We start from the raw sequence: 16,880 nt of genomic DNA, 5'->3' as shown, positions 1-16,880 counted from the left end.
GCGGTGCGCCCGGCCACAAGGCGACAACCCCAATCGTGGCGCCACCAGCCACCGTCCCCTAGGAGGATTTCCGTGACACAGACCCTCACCAGCCCCCCGATCGGGCGCGGGCGACGCCGGCGGTCCCTGATCGCCGCCGTCGGTGCCCTCGTCGTCGGCATGGCCGGCGTGGTGGTCGCGTCGCCCTCGGCGCAGGCCGCATCCATCGACACCAACGCCTACTACGTGCTGGTCAACCGGAACAGCGGCAAGGTTCTCGACGTCACCGACACGTCGACCGCCGACGGCGCACCCCTGCAACAGTGGTCCCGCAACGACGGCGCCTGGCAGCAGTTCCGGTTCGTCAGCTCCGGCAGCGGCTACTACCGGTTGCAGAACCGCAACAGCGGCAAGGTGGTCGACCTGTGGGAGTGGTCCACCGCCGACGGCGCCGAATACCGGCAGTGGCCCGACCTCAACGGGACCAACCAGCAGTTCCGGGTCCTCGACTCGGACGGCGGTTACGTCCGTCTGATCAACCGGCACTCGAACAAGGCCATGGAGGTGTGGGAGTGGTCCACCGCCGACGGCGGTCGGATCTCCCAGTACGCCGACCTGAACGGATGGAACCAACAGTGGCAGCTCGTCCCGATCGGGGGCAGTTCTCCCGGTACGCCGCAGACCGGTCTGGTCGGCTGGGCCACCCAGAACGGCGGCACCACCGGCGGCGGTAACGCCGCGACCACCACGGTGACCACCGCCTCCGCGCTCTCCAGTGCGGTCGGCTCGTCCAGCGCCGCGGTCATCCGGGTGTCCGGCACCATCTCCTGCTCCGGCATGCTGCGGGTCCGGTCCAACAAGACGATCCTCGGCAACGCCGGCGCGACGATCTTCGGTTGCGGCTTCACCGTCAACGGTGACCGCAACGTCATCATCCGCAACCTGAACTTCCGCAACTGGAGCGACGACGCGATAAACGTGGAACAGTCGGCCACCAACATCTGGGTCGACCACAACAGCTTCACCAACGGCTACGACGGCGCGATCGACATCAAGCGCGGCTCCGACTTCGTCACCGTGTCCTGGAACCGTATCTACGGCCACGACAAGTCGATGCTGCTCGGCCACAGTGACAGCAACGGCAGCCAGGACATCGGACACCTCCGGGTCACCTACCACCACAACTGGTTCGACGGCTCCAACCAGCGCCACCCGCGGGTCCGCTTCGGCAACCCGGTGCACGTCTACAACAACCTGTACAGCAACGTCGGCGGCTACGGCGTCGCCTCGACGATGAACGCCGGGGTGCTGGTCGAGGGGAACTACTTCGAGAACACCGCCGACCCCTACCATCGCGGCGAGGCAGCGTCCGGTCCCGGGTCGCTTGTCGCCCGCGACAACTGCTTCGTCAACTCGGGCAGCGGGCAGGCCGGCGGCAGCGTGGCCAGCATCCCGTACGCGTACCAGCTCGACACCGCCTGCACCGTCAAGTCCATCGTCACGGCCGGTGCCGGGGCCGGCCGGATCAGCGTCTGATCCGGCCCCCGTCCGCGCCGTCGTAGCGCGCCGGGCGGGCCGGGCGGTCCCGACCCCCGGGGGGACCGCCCGGCCCGGCCTGCGGCGGCGCGACCGGTCACGACCGGGGCCGCCGTCACCCAGCGCGCGGCCCAGCGGTCGGCCTCGTCCCGGCTGAGTCGACCCTCGGTAACCGCGACGAGCCGATCCTCGATTTCGTCGAGCGTCGGCTGGGGAAGGGCGTCGATGCTTCGACGGTATCGGTAGGGCCGGTTTGTCGTGATCACTGAGGGCGGCAGGCTGGTGACGCCCGTTGGTAGGGTCGCTGCCGTGACGGCGTTGCGGTGGGAGCATGCCTCCATCGGGCGCCTGGACGATCTGAGCTCGGTGGCTCACTTGACCGGCCGGAGAGGACGAGTCCGATGATTCCCGGGTCGCGAGGGCCCTCTGTTCCCGAGGCTGCCGGCCACCGTCGTGACGTGGATGTGTGTTCGCCTGACCGGTCCGTTCGCATCGCCGCGTCCAGTCGGGGGGATATCGCGGTCGACCAACTCGACCACGTGGTGTTCGCCATCCGCGACGGCCTGCCGGGCACACCCGTGTATCGCACGTTCGTGGAACGCTTTCCAGGAAGTGCCGTGGACTCGGCGGGTGGTAACGATCGACGGTGAGCGTCGCAGAGTACATCGAACCCGCAGGACAAGAAGCAGCTCAGCTACGAGGGCGTGACTTCACCACCGATCCGGTCGCCCTCGATTCCCGCCGGTGTGGGGAATTCAGGTCACCTCGGAGCTGCTGCGGTAGGCGCCGTCGGCCAGGGGCGACCGGTGCCGCCGTGGGGTCAGGCACCGTACAAGTCAATCGACCTGCGCAATCCCGCGCTTCGTGTTCTGGTCAGTCGACGAAGATGCAGAACGGGTGTCCGGCTGGGTCGGCGTAGACGCGGTATGGCTCGTCCGAGTCGTCGCTGCGGTCCGGCAGTGCCCGGCCGCCGAGGTCGAGCACGCGAGCGTGCTGGGCCCTTAGCTCCTCGACCGAGCTCACGCTCAGGTCTAGGTGCAGCTGTTGGGGTACGGGGCCGTTCGGCCATGTGGGTGGCGATAGCTCGGCAACCTGCTGGAAGGCGAGTTGAGGAGTGCCGTCCGAGGTCTGAAGCACCAGCCAGCTCCGATCCGTGCGGTCCGGTTGTCCAGGTGCTGGCGGCTCGTCGCCGGGGCGATAGGTCAGGCCGAGCAGCGCGCGGTAGAACTCCGCCAGTTGCCGGGCATCGGTGCAGTCGAGCACCACCTGGCACAGTCTGGGACCGTTGTTCCGTTCGACCACGTTGGTCACCTCCGGAAGTCCTGCTTCCCAGAAGTGATCGGTCGGAAACGGGCCGACCGAGCGTGCTGCCCGTTCGACAATGGGGGTACGGCGGCGGGACGCGACGAGGGTTGGCCGGACACCGCCTCCTGGTGGTTCGCCGACGCTCCCTTCCCATCCTCACGTAGGTGGCGCCGGTGGCCCGGGTCCGGCGATGCGCAACCGGTGCCACAACCCGGCGGCCGTTCACGCCTGCGACCGGCGATGCGCGGGGCCCGGGATGTGTCCCGAAGCCGAAACCCGACGGCGGGTGTGGCCACGCGGGACCACCAACTTAATTGATCGTCAGGCGCCTATTGCTGAATCAACCACCGCTCAATGATCTATCTGAAGATCAACCGCGCGTACTTACCCTCGTTTTCGGCTCCTAAACCTGCGCTCTTGCTTGCTTGTCAAGGTGCAACGATGATAGCGTCGCTGGTAATTCGATTGACGTGTGACAATTGTTGGAGTTGTTTCCGATGATTAGTCGACCACCTCGGGTGGATGCGGCCGCATTTCGAGAATCGCTGCACCTGTCGTGGGCTTTCCGCGCCGGAGTGTCCGGTTGCAGGTCATTCCCGGTGGGGGCAGGGTGGACGCACGGCAGTTGCAGGCATTGCTGATGACAGCGGACGTCGGAAGTTTCACGAGAGCGGCGGCTCGGCTCGGGGTGACCCAACCGACGATCACGAACCGGATAAAGGCATTGGAGCAGGCGCTCGACACGATTCTGCTGGAGCGCCTGCCCGGCGGTGTCCGGCCGACCCGCAGCGGGCAGGCCGTGTTGCCCTACGCCCGCGAGATCGTCCGGCTCAGCGCGGAGATGGAGCATGCGGTCACCGCGCCGGGAGAGCCGCGCGGTCGGGTGGCCGTGGGGTCGCTGGAGAGCTTGACCAACCACCGCCTGCTGCCGCTGATCGAGTATCTCCACGTCCGGTATCCGGGCATCGAGTTCTCGCTGCACGCCTCGGACCCCTGGGACTCGGTCAGCCGGGTCCGCAGCGGGCAGCTGGACTGCGCTTTCCTGATCGGGGCGGCCCTGCAGCACGACGACCTGGAGGTCGGGCTCCTCTGCCCCGAACCGTTGGCGCTGGTGACCGGGTGCCATCCGGCTTCAACCGGAGCCGCCGGTGCGGAGGGGACGGGGCCGTCCTTCGGCACCGTGTTGCTCTGCTCCGACGTGGACGTCAGCTTCTGCAAGCTGGTCGCATCCCAGGCAGTGGCCGGTGCGACCCGACACCGCCGCACGCTCAAGTTGAACTCGATCGAGGCGGCCAAGCACAGCGCGGCCAACGGGATCGGCGTCGCCCTTCTGCCGGAGGTGGCGGTCGCCCGAGAGATCGCGGAGGGCACCCTGCGGAGGGTCGACTGGGAGGCCCCGGAACGGACGTACACCCAGGCGGTCTGGCGGCGCAGCAAGGCACCAGACCCGGCACTGGAGGTGGTGCTCGCGGCGGCGCGGAAGGTCGTCCGCGAGGACTGACCGGGCTGGCCGGGGCGGAGTCGGATCCGTCCCGGTCAGCCTGTCGGCCGCCCGGCTACTCGCTGTCGAGCGCGGCGAGCAGCCGGCGGTGGTCGGTCTTGCCATGGTGGTTCACTGGCAATGAGTCCGTCACGCGCATCCGGCTCGGTGCCATGTAGGCCGGCATCGACCGCAGGCAGAACGCCAGGATGGCGCTCTCGTCCACCGGCGGGGCGTCTGCGGCGAGCACTACGAACGCGGCCAGCTCCGGATCCCGGTCAGGCGGCGTCACCACGACCGCGGCGGCCTCGGCGACGCCCGGGAACTCCAGGAGGCGGCGCTGCACCTCGGCCAGTTCGACCCGGTTGCCCCGGATCTGCACCTGGGAGTCCACCCGGCCACAGAACCGCAACTGGCCATCCTCCCCCCGGTACGCCAGGTCGCCGGTGCGCAGTACCCGCTGGCCGGAGCGCGGGTCGACCGGGTCGGGGACGAGGGCGGCGGCCGTCGCCTCGGGGTCCGCCCAGTAGCCGGAGAACAGCGCCGGGCTATGCAGGTACATCTCGCCGACGATGCCCGGCTCTGTCACGACCGCGCCCCGGTCATCCACCACCAGCAACTCGGCCCCGGTGTGGCCCCGGCCGATGGAGAGCCGGTCGAGCCCTTCTGGCAGCGGGTTCGGCACGTCGGCGAAGCTGGCCGCCATGGACTCGGTCGCGCCGTAACAGTTGACCAACCGGGCCTGTGGGCGTAGCCGTTGCAGATGGCGCAGCTCGGGCAGCGGGAAGTCCTCGCCGCAGAACAGCACCCCGCGCAGGTCGGACAGGCCGGCGACCTGGTCGGGGATGTGCCGCAGCGCCTGCCGCCAGATCGACGGCACGCCGTTGACGTGGGTGGCCCGGGTGGCCCGCAGGACCTTGACGAACCGGGTCGGCCAGCGCAGCAGCGCCCGGGGCACCGGTGCCACGGCGGCCCCGCTGCCCAGCGCGAGACCGATGTCCAGCAGCGAGAAGTCGAACTGGAGCGGGGAGGTCGAGGCGACCCGGTCGTCGCTGCCGACGATCTCCTCGGCCAGCATGCCCCGGTAGAACGACACCACGGCCCGATGGCTCATCACCACCCCCTTGGGCCGTCCCGTCGTCCCCGAGGTGAAGATCATGTACGCGGTGTCGGTGGGGGTGACCGTGCGCCGGCGGCGGATCCGGGGCGCCGGCGGTTCCGGCACCTCGATGCCCTCCGGGCCGAACCGGCCCCACCCGGCCGGCAGTTCGGCACCCGGGTCGGCGGTCAGGCAGAGCGCGGGCTCGGCCAATTCCCCGATGGCCGCCCGCCGCTCGGCCGGCATCTCCGGGCTGACCGGCACGAATGGCAGCCCCCGGGAGGAACAGGCCAGCAGGAGGGCGATCGCGTCCCGGGTGGTGTCCGAAACGATCATCACACGGTCGCCGACGTCGAGTCCGTACCGGTCCAGGTCGGCGGCGTACCGGTCGGCCGCGGCCCGCAACTCACGGAAGGTCGTCGTGCGCACGCCGCCGTCGGCGTACTCGACGACTGCCGGGGACTCCGGCCGGTGGTGGGCCGCCGCGAGCAGGAACTCGTCGAACCGTTCGTCGGGCAGGTGCGGGACGCGGAATCGGTCGGGGGACATCGGGCCTCCGGTTCAGCGGTAGGCGTCGGCCGTCGCCGGCGCGGGGACGGTGGGCACCGTGGTGTGTGGCTGGCCGGTAACGAGCACCAGCGGCGCCGTGGGGCCGACCCGCAGGTCGCACACGGTCCCCACGACCAGGGTGTGGTCGACGGCGGTGAGTGTCTCCCGCACGTGACAGGTCATCCGGACCGCCGCGTCGGCGAGGACCGGGACGCCGTCGTCGATCGTGTACGCCACGCCCTGAAAGCGGTCGGCCGCCGGGCCGGTGGCGAAGCGGCGGACCAGGTCGTCCTGCTCGCAGGAGAGGACGTTGACGGCGAACCGGCCGGCGGCGAGCAGGTCTGCCAGGGTCCGGCCGCCGGAGTGGAAGGCCAGCAGCACGCTCGGCGGGGCGACGGAGAGCGACATGAGCGACGTGGTGGTGCAGCCCACCGGCCCGGCGGGGCCGAGCGCGGTGGTCACCGCGACGCACTTGGCCAGCCGCGTCATGGCCTGGCGGAACATCCGCTCGTCGACCGTCGCCTCAAGGCTGATCATGACGTACCTCGGTCCCTGTCCTGTTGGGGACCACCCGGTCGCGTGGTCCGGTGGCGGGGGTCAGCGCGATGAGCCTGTCGAACGCCTCCGCGACGACGCCGGTCCGGCGGCGACCGCGCCGAGCGGAGTCGGCGGCGAACCGCAGGGCCTTCGGCACCTGGGCCCACTGTGCGGCCAGAGGGGGGTCGCCCCGGCGGGCGAGCCGGTGGCCGTGGTGCCGCGCGGCGGCCCACAGGTCGTCGGCGTGCCAGTGCAGGGCCTGTTCGTCGACGAGGAACCGGTCGCGCAGCGCGGTCAGCACCGTCGACGGATCGGTCAGCCAACGCCCCGGCCAGGTGGCCGGCCCGTCGGAATGGAGCGACGGCTCGTTCCCGGTGGGCCGCAGCCACCGGTAGCGCTCCGGGTCGCCCACGTCCGCCGGCGCGCCCAGCGCGTGGACGTCCCGATTCCAGCGGGGCGGGTCGAGCCAGCCGAGCGGCGTCATCGCGGCCCGCAGCCCGGCGTCGTCGAGCCAACCCTCGAAGGGCTGCTGCTCCCCGCCGGGCATCAGCGCCGCGAACCGGTCGCTGACCCGCCATCCGCCGTCGTGCCGGCCCCGCAGCAGGAACCAGTGGGTGACCGGCTGCGACCGGTGGTGCGGCGACCAGGGCAGGTGGAAGGCGTTGCCGACGACGACCACCGAGCCGTGCTCGGCGAGCTGGTCGGCCAGTTCGGCCCGCGCCGTCGGCCAATCGGCCACGCCGTGCCAGGCCAGGCTCCCGCCGTCGATCCGGTCGTGGTGGGAGAACGCCAGCGCGCCGTCCGGGGCGTCGAAGCGGACCCACAGGTGGACGGCGTCCGCGAGCCGGTCGGCGGCGGCCGGCCCGAGGTGGTCCACCAGGGCGGTGGTGTAACAGGACAGTGGGGGTGTCATCGGGGCTCCTCGTCCCACGCGCAGGCCACGGGCAGGTCTGTCAGGCCGCGTACCTTCTGCCACCGCCGCCCACGCCAGCGGCCCGTGTCGGTGTCCGGCGGAACGTCGATGGTCCACGGAAGCCCGCCGATGCCGGAGCCGTCGACCTTCACGCAGGCCTCCTGGACGGTCCAGATCTCGGCGAAGGCGGTGTCGCGTTGCCGGCGCGGCAATTGGGCCAGCCGGTCCAGGTGCGGGGCGGCGCACCGGCGCAGCAGCGGTTCGGCGACCGGGTCCGGGGGCGCCTGCACGTCCACCCCGATCCGGCGGCCCGACGCCACGCCCACCGCCAGGCGTCCCCCGTCGTGGGAGACGCTGACGCCGAGCCGGGGCCAGCCAACGAGGGCCGGCTTCCCGTTGCCGGAGGCGACCACCCGCGCGTCAACCGCCTCCGGCGCGACCCGGGCCAGCAGCGCCCGCAGCAACGCCCGCCCGGCGAGGATCTGCCGGGCTCGCCAGGGCGGTGCGCCCCGGGCGGCGAGGCGGTCGGCCGGCGTCACCGCGCCGAGGCCGACGGCCCCGGTCGACGTCGGGCCCGCGGCATCGGGCCGCCCCGGGCCGGTGGTGGCGACCCCGAACGGCGTCCGGCGGGACGCCGGCTCGATGCCGACCGCGACCCACACCCCGGAGACGATCTCGCGGGTTCTCATCGGCCCAGCTCCGCGAGGATGTCGGCGGTCGCGCCGGCCACGACGGAGAGCACCACCTCGGTGGTGCCGCCGCCGATGCCGAACAACGCGGCCTCGGCGCGCAGCCGCTGCGGCCCGCCGGTGCGGAAGCCGTATGCGCCCTGGAGGTGGGCGCACTCGTCGAGGACCCGCTCCACGGTGTGGGCGGCGCTCGCCTTGAGCAGCGCCGCCGCCGCGGCGTCCCGCCGGGAGGCGACCGCGTCGGCGAGGCCGTCGGTGAGCGCCTGGTGCTGCCGGGCCCGCAGCAGGGCGGCGGCGTACCGCTGCCGGATGCCCTCCAGGTGCCACAGGGTGCCGTCGGCGTACCGGCGGTCCTGGAGGTGCCGCCAGGTGTCGGCCAGCACCCGCCGGCACAGCGCGACCGCCCACAGCGCCCCGGCCAGCCGTTCCACGGCGATGTGCGCCGCGAAGCCGGCCATTCCCCGGCCGACGCCGCCGACGACGTGGTCCCGGCCGAGCCGAACCCGGTCGAAGGTCAGGTGACCGGTGCCGGAGCCGCCGAACAGGTCGGTGTCGGCCGGCTCGACACGTACGCCGGGGGCGTCCGCCGGCACCAGCACCCAGGTGAAGTTGGTGAAGTGCGGGCCGGGCCGGTGTCGGGCGAGGACCAGGACGGCGTCGCACCAGGTGGCGTTGGTGATCCACCGTTTGGTACCGCTGACCTCCACCACATCGTCGTCCAGGACGACCTGCGTGGTCAGCGCGGACAGGTCGCAGCCGGCGCCGTCGTCGGTGGCGGCCAGGGCGACCACGGCCGTTCCGCGCAGCGCGTCCGCCGCCGTCCGGGCGGCGGGCCCGGTGCCGCCGGCCAGCAGCGGCAGGCAGGTCGCCAGCGGCACGCACACTGCGAGCGTCGTCCCCAGGGAACAGCGCAGGTCGACTGCCGCCAGCAGGGCGCCCAGTCCGGCCGGGTCGACCCCTCGACGCGGATCCCCGTCCCGGTACGCCCGCGCGAGACCGCCCCCGGCACCCAACGCCCGCCACACGTCCGGTCCGGTCGACCCGGGCGGCAGCTCGTCGAGCATCGGGTACGCGGCCGGCGCGTCCCGGTCCAGCAGGGTGGTCGTCATGCCGAGACCCGCTGGTCCGGCGCTGCGGCGCCGGCCCGCTGCACCGCCTGCCACAGGCTGCCGGCGGTGGCGAAGGTGGAGTCGTTGAGGTCCTCGTCGGGCAGCGACACCCCCAGCTCGTCCTCGATGGTGAAGAGCAGGTCGATGGCCTTCATCGAGTTCAGCCCGAGGTCGTGCAGCCGGGTGTCCTCGGTGATCGGTCGGCCGTTGAGGTACGGCAGGAACGGCATGAGCAGGTTCTGGAAGGTCTGGTTCACGGGATCTCCAACGGGTCGGGCCGGGTCGCGAAGACGTCCCGGTCGGCGGCGAGTGCTGCGGCCAGGTCGGTCAGCAGCGAGCCGGGGGCGGGTCGGCCCCGTTCCACCCGGCGTTGCGCGATGAAGGCGGCGGAGGTGAGCTGGTCCCAGCGGCGCAGGTGGGCGTCCGCGTCGAGGGCCTCGCCCCGGTGGGCGCGGTACGCGGCGTGCAGCCGCCGGGCCCGGGTCATCAGCCACGTCTCGGCGGTGAGCTGGCGCAGGGCGGCCACCTGGTCGCCGTGTCGGGCGTACGCCTCCAGGTAGTCCGCGGCGTCGTCCAGGCACAGCGACGGCGCGGGCGGCCGGTGCGGGTCCGCGACCCGGAGCACGGCGGCGACGGAGACGGCGGGCAGCCGGTCCCACGGCAGCCGCCACTGACCGGGGCGGGCCGGCCCCCACGCCGTCTCGTTGTCGTAGGCGTCGCCGACCAGCGCCTCCGTGCCGTCGCTGGCGACCAGGAAACTGTGGTCCATGTGGGCGTGGCCGAGGTAGGGCAGCCACGGCATGGCGTAGCTGTCGCCGATGGCGTACACCACCGCCGACCGGTCGGCGAGGGCGCGCAGCCCTGCCGGGCCGAGGTCGCGGTGGTGGCTCTCGGCGACGAGACCGACCTGCCGGCTCGCGTCGGCCAGATGGGCCTGCGCCGGCGGGTCCACGGTAGGCAGCCCGGCCGGCCCGGGACGGGGCTGGAAGCGCAGCGCCGCGCCGAGCGCGAGGTGCCGCAGCGGCTCGCCCCAGCGGTCGGCGAGGACGGCGAGGTTGACCTGGATGCAGTCGAGCAGTTCGGTGCGGACCCCGGCGGCTCCGGTGACGTCGGTCGCAGTGGTGGCGGGGACGGCGAGGGTGGTGGTCATCGGGATGCTCCGACCGTGCGTAGGCCGGCCACCGCGCGGGCCAGGGCCTCGTCGGGCGGGGACTGGTCCTCCACTCCGCCGTCGAGGAAGTGCTCGTAGGCGGCCAGGTCGAGGTAGCCGTGTCCGCTGACGCAGACCAGGACGCCGTCGCGGGCGTCGCCGGACGCGGCGATCCGGGCGGCGGCGGCCAGCGCGTGCCCCGACTCGGGCGCCGGCAGGACGCTCTCGTGCCGGGTCAGCAGCCGCCCGGCGTCGAGCGCGTCGGCCTGGCTGACCGCCACCGCGTCGACGTCGCCGCTGTGCCGCAGCGCCGAGACGAGCTTGGCCGCGCCGTGGAACCGCAGCCCGGCGGTGTGCGCGTCGGGGATCTGGTAGTCGCTGCCAATGGTGTACATCGCCTCCATCGGGCCGCTGCCGGTGGCGTCGGTCTTGTCGTAGGCGTACACGCCCCGGGTGAGCTTCGGGGTGCTGCTGGACTCGGCGGCCACCAGCCGGGGCCCGTCGACGCCGGCCGCCCGCGCGGCGGCGTGGAACGGCAACGCGATGCCACCGAAGTTGGAGCCCGCGCCGACGCAGCCGACCACCGTGCCGATCCGGGCGTCGAGGGCGGCGAGCTGGTCGGCCGCCTCCAGGCCGATCACCGACTGGTGCAGGATGCTGTACGTCTCCCCGCTGCCGATGCAGAACGCCACCTGGTCGTGGCTCGCGGCGTACTCGACGGCCTCGCCGATGGCGAGGGAGAGGCTGTTGCCGGCGGCGAGATCCTCCCGGGTGGATACCTTGGTCAGCCCGCTGGGGCTGGCGTGCACCTCGGCGCCGAGCATCCGCATCAGCACCCCCCGGTACGGCTTGCGGCGCAGGCTCGACTCGACCATGAACACCCGGCAGCGCAGGCCGAACAGGGCGCAGGCCGCCGCCATGGCGGTGCCCCACTGGCCGGCGCCGGTGCCGGTGACGAGCTCCTGAACGCCCGCCCGGTGGTAGTAGTACGCCTGGGCGAGGGCGGTGTTCAGCTTGTGGCTGCCGGAGATGTTGACGCCCTCGTTCTTGACGTAGATCGGCACCCGCGCGCCGACCGCCTCCTCGAAGCCCCGGGCCCGCCACAGCGGCGTCGGCCGGTACTGCCGGTACCGCTCGATCACCGGCTCGGGGATGTCCCAGAACTCGCGGGTGGTGGAGACGCTGTGCCGGACCAGCTCCACCGGCAGGTTGATCTTCACTTCGCCGTCGGCGCTGGGCGGGGTGACGTCCGGCGGCAGCGGCTCGGCGAGGTAGGGCAGTACGCTGCGCCAGCGGGTGGGCACCGTCGCGGTCATCGCTGCGCCTCCGCGGTGGTCACCACGTCGACGAGGTCACCGACGGTGCGGAAGCTGCGGCCCACGAACAGGTCGTCGGGGAGCGTGGTGTCCAGCTCGTCCTCGATACGGACGAGCATGCCGACGAAGCCGAGGGAGTTGACGTTCAGCAGGTCGCCGACGAGCAGTTCGTCGTCGGCGATGCTCTCCGGCGGGATGGACAGCCGGGACTCGGCGACGACGACGTTCTTCACCACGGTGGCGACGGCTGACCGGTCGAGCGACAGGTTCGGAGGCATGGTTTCCCTCTCCAGGGTTGGGTGGACGGGGACGGGTCAGCCGCGCAGCGCTCCCGCCGCGTCGGTGACGTAGCTGTAGGTGACCAGGTCGGCGAGGGTCACCGGGCCACGGACGTGCAGCCGCCCGGTGGCGATGGCGATCTCGGCGCCCAGGCCGAGCGTGGGGCCGTCGTGCAGGCGCAGCGAGCCGTTGACGACGACCATGGCCGCGTCGACCCGCCGCCGGAACACCTCGGCGACGGCCGCGTCGCCGGTGAGGACCCCCTCGGTGTGGCCGGAGCCGTGCCGGCGGATGTGGTCCAGGGCCGCGTCCGGATCGTCGACGGGCATCACCGCGATCACCGGGCCGAGGAACTCCCGGCCGAGGTCGTGGGGGGCGAGCGGTTCGACCCGCAGCCCGGCCGGGCCGACGATCCGGGGGTCCAGCCGGACGGTGAGGGCCGTGTCCTGCTCCTTGACCTGTCGGGCCAGCGCCTCCAGGTACGCCTCGGCGACGGCCCGGTGCACGAGGACCGTCTCGACGGAGGTGCAGCCGGCCGGCTCGGGCACCTTGCTGTCGAGCGTGACCCGGGCGGCCAGGTCGAGGTCGGCGTAGCGGTCGACGTAGAGGTGGTTGACCCCGCCGCCGCTGGCGATCAGGGGGATGGCGCTGGTGCGGCAGTAGTCGACCAGCGCCGGGCTGCCCCGGGGGATCAGCACGTCCACCTGGTCGGGGCGCTTGAGCAGTGCGCGCAGCAGCCGCCGTTGCGGGTCGTCCAGGACGGTCACCAGCCCCGCCGGCAGCCCGGCCTCGGCGAGGGCGGCGTGCGCGGCGAGTTCGAGCGCCGCGTTGGTGGCGGCGTTCTCCTTGCCGCCGCGCAGCAGCACGGCGTTACCGACGGCCACCGGCAGCAGCGCCCCGTCCACGGTGACGGTCGGCCGAGCCTCGTACACCATCATCACCACGCCGAGCGGGCGAGGGACCCGGTGGACCGCGCGGGCCGCGCCGCGGACCGGGACCTCCACCTCGACCACGGCGGCGAGCTCCCGGCGGGTCTGTGCGGTCAGCGCCACCATCCGGTCGAGGTGGGCGTCGGTGAGCCGCAGCCGGTCCACCAGGGTCGGCGACATGCCGGCCCGTTCGGCCGCCGCGACGTCGACGGCGTTCGCCGCGACGAGCTGCGGCCAGCGGGCGACGAGCTGCCGGGCGAGCGCGTCGCAGTAGCGCGGGTAGGCGGGGTCGCCGACCGGCGGCGCGGCGGCGTACGCCGACCGGGCGCGGGCCAGCAGGTCGTCAGGCATGACTCGCCTCCGTGGCGGTCAGGAAGTCGTCGAGGTGGCCGAGCAGCAGCGGCAGCCGCTCGCGGTCGAAGGCGGTGAAGTGCCCGCCGGGCAGGGGCCGGACGGTTAGCCGGGGCGTGGCCGACCCCCACGCCGCGAGGTGCGCCGCGTTGTCCTCGTCGGCGCAGGGCAGCAGCAGCGTAGGGCAGTCGTGGCGGCCGGTGACCCGGTAGGCGGTGATCGCGTCCAGGTGCGCCTCGACCGTCCGGGCGACGGCGTCGCCGTCGAGCCCGCCGTCGCCGCCAAGCCCACCGCCGGTGGTGAGCGACGCCCGGACCCGTTTCCGCCAGCGCGCGGCCGCCGCCGGGTCCCGGTCGATGCCGGCCGCCGGACTGTCGATCATGACGACCCGGGGGCGGTGCCCGGCCGTCGACAACCGGGCCGCCAGCTCCCAGGCGACCACCCCGCCGAGGGACCAGCCGAACAGCAGGTCCGGTGGCTTCGGCAGCGCGGCCAGCAGGTCCAGGTAGCGGTCCGTCATCGCGGCGACCGTGCGGTCGGGGGTCTCGCCGGCGGTGAGCCCGTGTCCGCGTACGCCGAACGTCGGGCCCCGTCGGCCCAGCTTGAGGCCGACCCCTGCGTAGACGCCGAGTCCACCACCGGCGGGGTGGATCAGGACGCTGCACTCGCCGGGTCGGGGCCGGCCCATCGGCAGCAGCATCGGTTGCTCCATGTCGACGCCCTTCACAGCGCCGACCCGGGCGGCTTGGCATGGTTCATGACCGGCACGCTCCTCCACTGATTACAACGAGACAACGGTCTATTTCCGTGATTTCGGTGGCGATAAACCGAGGTCTATTCATCGGTGATGAGGAAATCTTATGGGCGGTGTCGGGATAGCTATCGCCGCAGTTCGCGTGCCTGCGATTAGTGGACCTTATTAAGAGCATGACGAACGTCGATAAAGTAGTTCGATTCGATCGATTGGGCGACCGGCGGCGGGGTAGTTGGCGGTAGACGTCATGCCGGCCCAGGCCGAGGCCATCCGATCCATTCGTGGCACAGGAGTTCCGCCGCGCCTTACCTGAAGGAAGTCGTATGACACTGCTGCTCGATCAACCCGCGGGGACCGCCACCCCCCGTTTCCGGGCGTTCGGCCCCCGTCAGATCGACGACATCGCCCAGCGGTACGGGCTGGACCCGTCCCTGCGCGACGGGATCTCCCTGTTGGCGAAGGTCCTGCCGTTCCGGACCAACCAGTACGTACTCGACGAGCTGATCGACTGGTCCCGGCCCGAGACGGATCCCATGTTCCGGCTGATCTTCCCGCAGCGCGGCATGCTCGCCGCCGAGGACGAGCGGACGCTGGCGACGCTGGTGCGTACCGGGGCGGCCGCGCCGGAGATCGCCGCCGTGGTGCACCGCATCCGGGCCGGCCTCAACCCGCACCCGTCCGGGCAGCGGGAGTACAACGTGCCGGTGCACCGAGGCGAGCGCCTGCCCGGCCTGCAGCACAAGTACCGGGAGACCGTGCTGTACTTCCCGACGCAGGGGCAGTCCTGCCACTCCTACTGCACCTACTGCTTCCGCTGGGCGCAGTTCGTCGGCGACCCTGCCCTGCGGTTCGCCGCCCCTGACCCGCACCAGCTCGTCGACTACCTGCGGGCCCACCGCGAGGTCAGCGACGTGCTGGTCACCGGCGGCGACCCGATGGTGATGAGCACCGAACGGCTGCGCGGCCACCTCGAACCGCTGCTCGACGTGGACACCGTCGACACCATCCGGATCGGGACCAAGTCCCTGGCGTACTGGCCTCACCGCTACGTGACCGACCCCGACGCCGACGAGCTGCTGCGGCTGTTCGAGCGGGTGGTCGCGGCCGGCAAGCAGGTCGCGGTGATGGCGCACTTCACCCACCCCCGGGAACTGCGGACCCCCGTGGTGGACACCGCGCTGCGGCGCATCCGGGCCACCGGCGCGGTGGTCTACTGCCAGGCGCCGATGGTCGCGCACGTCAACGACCAGGCCGACACCTGGACGCAGCTGTGGCGGGCCGAACTGGCCGCCGGCGCGGTGCCGTACTACATGTTCGTCGAGCGCGACACCGGCCCGTACGACTACTTCAAGGTGCCGCTGGCCCGCGCGGTCGAGATCTTCCACGCCGCGTACCGCGTGCTGCCGGGGCTGGCGCGCACCGTGCGCGGCCCGGTGATGTCGACCACGCCCGGCAAGGTGATCGTCGACGGCGTCGAGAGCCGCGCCGACGGCCGCTACTTCGTGCTGCGCATGGTGCAGGCCCGCAACCCCGCCCTGGTCGGTCGGCCATTCCGGGCCTACTACGACACCTCCGCCGCCTGGCTCAGCGAGCTGGAGCTGGCCCCCGAGGTGCCGCAGGACATCCGGCAGGCGGTGCGGCCGTGACCGCGATGTCGCCGAATCTGGCCCTCAACGAGTGCGTCGCCCGGCTGCGCGCCGAGGGGCGCTCCATCGTCCACCTGGGCTTCGGTGAGTCCCGGCTGCCCGCGTTCGCGCCGATGGTGGAGCAGTTGTGCCGCGGTGCCCACCGCAACGGCTACGGCCCGGTCGCCGGGGCGCCCGACGCGCGGGCCGCCGTCGCCGGCTACTTCGATCGGCGACGCCTACCCACCGAGCCGGACCAGGTGATGCTGGGGCCGGGCAGCAAGCCGCTGCTCATGGCGCTGAACCTGGCCCTGCCCGGCGACGTGCTGCTGCCCCGGCCCTGCTGGAACTCGTACGCGCCCCAGGCCCGGCTGGCCGGCAAGCGGGTCTGGGCCGTGCCGATCCCCGACACCTGCGGCGGCGTCCCCGAACCGGCGGCCCTGCGGGAGACGATCGCGGCGGCCCGCGCTGCAGGCGGCGACCCCCGCATCGTCGTGCTCACGCTTCCAGACAACCCCACCGGCACGCTCGCCGGGGCGGACCTGATCCGGGAGGTGTGCGCGGTCGCGGAGGCGGAGGACCTGACGGTCGTCTCCGACGAGATCTACCGCGACGTGCTGCACGACCCGGCCACGCCGTTCCTCAGCCCCGCCGAGGTCGTCGGTCACCGCACGGTGATCACCACCGGCCTGTCCAAGTCGCTCGCCGTCGGCGGCTGGCGGATCGGGGCGCTGCGGACACCGGCGGACCACGCCGGCCGGCGGCTGCGCGACCGCCTGGTCAGCATCGCCAGCGACATGTGGTCCACCCTGCCCGGACCGATGCAGCAGGTGTCGGCGTACGCGTTCGCCGAGCCGCCGGAGATCCGGGACCGGCTGGCCGCCAGCGCCCGCCTGCACGGCGCGGTCGCCCGGGCGGTGCACCGCTCGGCGGTGGCCGCCGGCGCGACCTGCCGTCCGCCGACCGGGGCGTTCTACGTCTACCCGGACTTCGCGCCGCTGCGGGAGCCGCTGCGCCTGCGGGGCGTGACCGACTCCGCGTCGCTGGCCCGGCACCTGCTCGACGAGCTCGGCCTAGCCGTGCTCGCCGGGCACCTGCTCGGCGACGATCCGGTGGCGCTGCGCTTCAAGGCCGCAACCAGCATGCTCTACGGCGACACCGACGAGGAGCAGGAGGCCGCGCTCGCCGCCGCCGACCCGCTCGCCCTGCCGCACGTCGCCGACAACCTCATCCGCGTCGAAGAGGGCTTCGCCAAGCTCGCCGCCTGACCTCACTCCCGG

At 72.6% G+C, this 16,880-nt stretch carries 16 protein-coding genes; 4 read left to right on the top strand and 12 right to left on the bottom strand.

The features are described 5' to 3' along the window. Positions 1–159: 159 nt before the first annotated feature. On the top strand, positions 160–1,515 hold the full coding sequence (locus tag O7619_RS22935; RefSeq protein ID WP_282288908.1) for an RICIN domain-containing protein: 1,356 nt from the start codon (positions 160–162) through the stop codon (positions 1,513–1,515). A gap of 873 nt (positions 1,516–2,388) precedes the next feature. On the opposite strand, the gene O7619_RS22930 is transcribed toward O7619_RS22935, so the two are convergent. Beyond that, complete coding sequence (locus O7619_RS22930; RefSeq protein ID WP_348774332.1) at positions 2,389–2,826, bottom strand: VOC family protein; 438 nt, start codon at positions 2,824–2,826, stop codon at positions 2,389–2,391. A 604-nt stretch (positions 2,827–3,430) separates the two neighbouring features. Between O7619_RS22930 and O7619_RS22925 the strand changes: the two genes are divergently transcribed. Next, positions 3,431–4,321, top strand: coding sequence for a LysR family transcriptional regulator (locus O7619_RS22925; RefSeq protein ID WP_282283364.1), 891 nt, complete (start codon positions 3,431–3,433; stop codon positions 4,319–4,321). 55 nt (positions 4,322–4,376) lie between these two features. Here O7619_RS22925 and O7619_RS22920 read toward each other — a convergent pair whose 3' ends face one another. From O7619_RS22920 to O7619_RS22870, 11 genes are read right to left on the bottom strand one after another with little or no spacing between them, the layout of a single operon-like run. Further along, complete coding sequence (locus O7619_RS22920) at positions 4,377–5,948, bottom strand: AMP-binding protein (protein WP_282283363.1); 1,572 nt, start codon at positions 5,946–5,948, stop codon at positions 4,377–4,379. A gap of 12 nt (positions 5,949–5,960) precedes the next feature. After that, complete coding sequence (locus O7619_RS22915; RefSeq protein ID WP_282283362.1) at positions 5,961–6,485, bottom strand: flavin reductase family protein; 525 nt, start codon at positions 6,483–6,485, stop codon at positions 5,961–5,963. Continuing rightward, entirely contained in the window at positions 6,472–7,398 is a 927-nt protein-coding gene (locus tag O7619_RS22910) for a hypothetical protein (RefSeq protein ID WP_282283361.1), read from the bottom strand. Before O7619_RS22910 ends, O7619_RS22915 begins: the two co-directional genes overlap by 14 nt. Next, a complete protein-coding gene (locus O7619_RS22905; protein WP_282283360.1) occupies positions 7,395–8,087 on the bottom strand; it encodes a 4'-phosphopantetheinyl transferase superfamily protein in 693 nt (230 codons plus the stop codon). The genes O7619_RS22910 and O7619_RS22905 overlap by 4 nt, the downstream gene beginning before the upstream one ends. Next, positions 8,084–9,196, bottom strand: a complete 1,113-nt coding sequence (locus O7619_RS22900; RefSeq protein WP_282283359.1) for an acyl-CoA dehydrogenase — start codon at positions 9,194–9,196, stop codon at positions 8,084–8,086. The genes O7619_RS22905 and O7619_RS22900 overlap by 4 nt, the downstream gene beginning before the upstream one ends. After that, a complete protein-coding gene (locus O7619_RS22895; protein ID WP_282283358.1) occupies positions 9,193–9,453 on the bottom strand; it encodes a phosphopantetheine-binding protein in 261 nt (86 codons plus the stop codon). Before O7619_RS22895 ends, O7619_RS22900 begins: the two co-directional genes overlap by 4 nt. Further along, the gene (locus tag O7619_RS22890; protein WP_282283357.1) at positions 9,450–10,346 is read right to left on the bottom strand and encodes a hypothetical protein; all 897 of its coding nucleotides are present in this window, start codon (positions 10,344–10,346) and stop codon (positions 9,450–9,452) included. Before O7619_RS22890 ends, O7619_RS22895 begins: the two co-directional genes overlap by 4 nt. Beyond that, a complete protein-coding gene (locus tag O7619_RS22885) occupies positions 10,343–11,662 on the bottom strand; it encodes a TrpB-like pyridoxal phosphate-dependent enzyme (protein ID WP_282283356.1) in 1,320 nt (439 codons plus the stop codon). The genes O7619_RS22890 and O7619_RS22885 overlap by 4 nt, the downstream gene beginning before the upstream one ends. Further along, a complete protein-coding gene (locus O7619_RS22880; RefSeq protein ID WP_282283355.1) occupies positions 11,659–11,940 on the bottom strand; it encodes an acyl carrier protein in 282 nt (93 codons plus the stop codon). The genes O7619_RS22885 and O7619_RS22880 overlap by 4 nt, the downstream gene beginning before the upstream one ends. Positions 11,941–11,976: 36 nt before the next feature. After that, the gene (locus O7619_RS22875; protein ID WP_282283354.1) at positions 11,977–13,221 is read right to left on the bottom strand and encodes a glutamate-5-semialdehyde dehydrogenase; all 1,245 of its coding nucleotides are present in this window, start codon (positions 13,219–13,221) and stop codon (positions 11,977–11,979) included. Then, a complete protein-coding gene (locus O7619_RS22870) occupies positions 13,214–13,933 on the bottom strand; it encodes a thioesterase domain-containing protein (protein WP_282283353.1) in 720 nt (239 codons plus the stop codon). The genes O7619_RS22875 and O7619_RS22870 overlap by 8 nt, the downstream gene beginning before the upstream one ends. A gap of 365 nt (positions 13,934–14,298) precedes the next feature. On the opposite strand from O7619_RS22870, the gene O7619_RS22865 reads away from it, so the two are divergent. Beyond that, positions 14,299–15,621 carry a lysine 2,3-aminomutase gene (locus tag O7619_RS22865; RefSeq protein ID WP_282283352.1) on the top strand — a complete coding sequence of 441 codons (1,323 nt, stop codon included), beginning with the start codon at positions 14,299–14,301 and terminating at the stop codon, positions 15,619–15,621. Between the two features lie 5 nt (positions 15,622–15,626). Beyond that, positions 15,627–16,868, top strand: a complete 1,242-nt coding sequence (locus O7619_RS22860) for a pyridoxal phosphate-dependent aminotransferase (protein WP_282288906.1) — start codon at positions 15,627–15,629, stop codon at positions 16,866–16,868. Positions 16,869–16,880: the final 12 nt, after the last annotated feature.

Source organism: Micromonospora sp. WMMD998 (assembly GCF_029581235.1).
GTDB lineage: Bacteria > Actinomycetota > Actinomycetes > Mycobacteriales > Micromonosporaceae > Micromonospora.
Note: the sequence above shows the minus strand (reverse complement) of the source record. Positions and strands in the feature narration are given on the sequence as shown.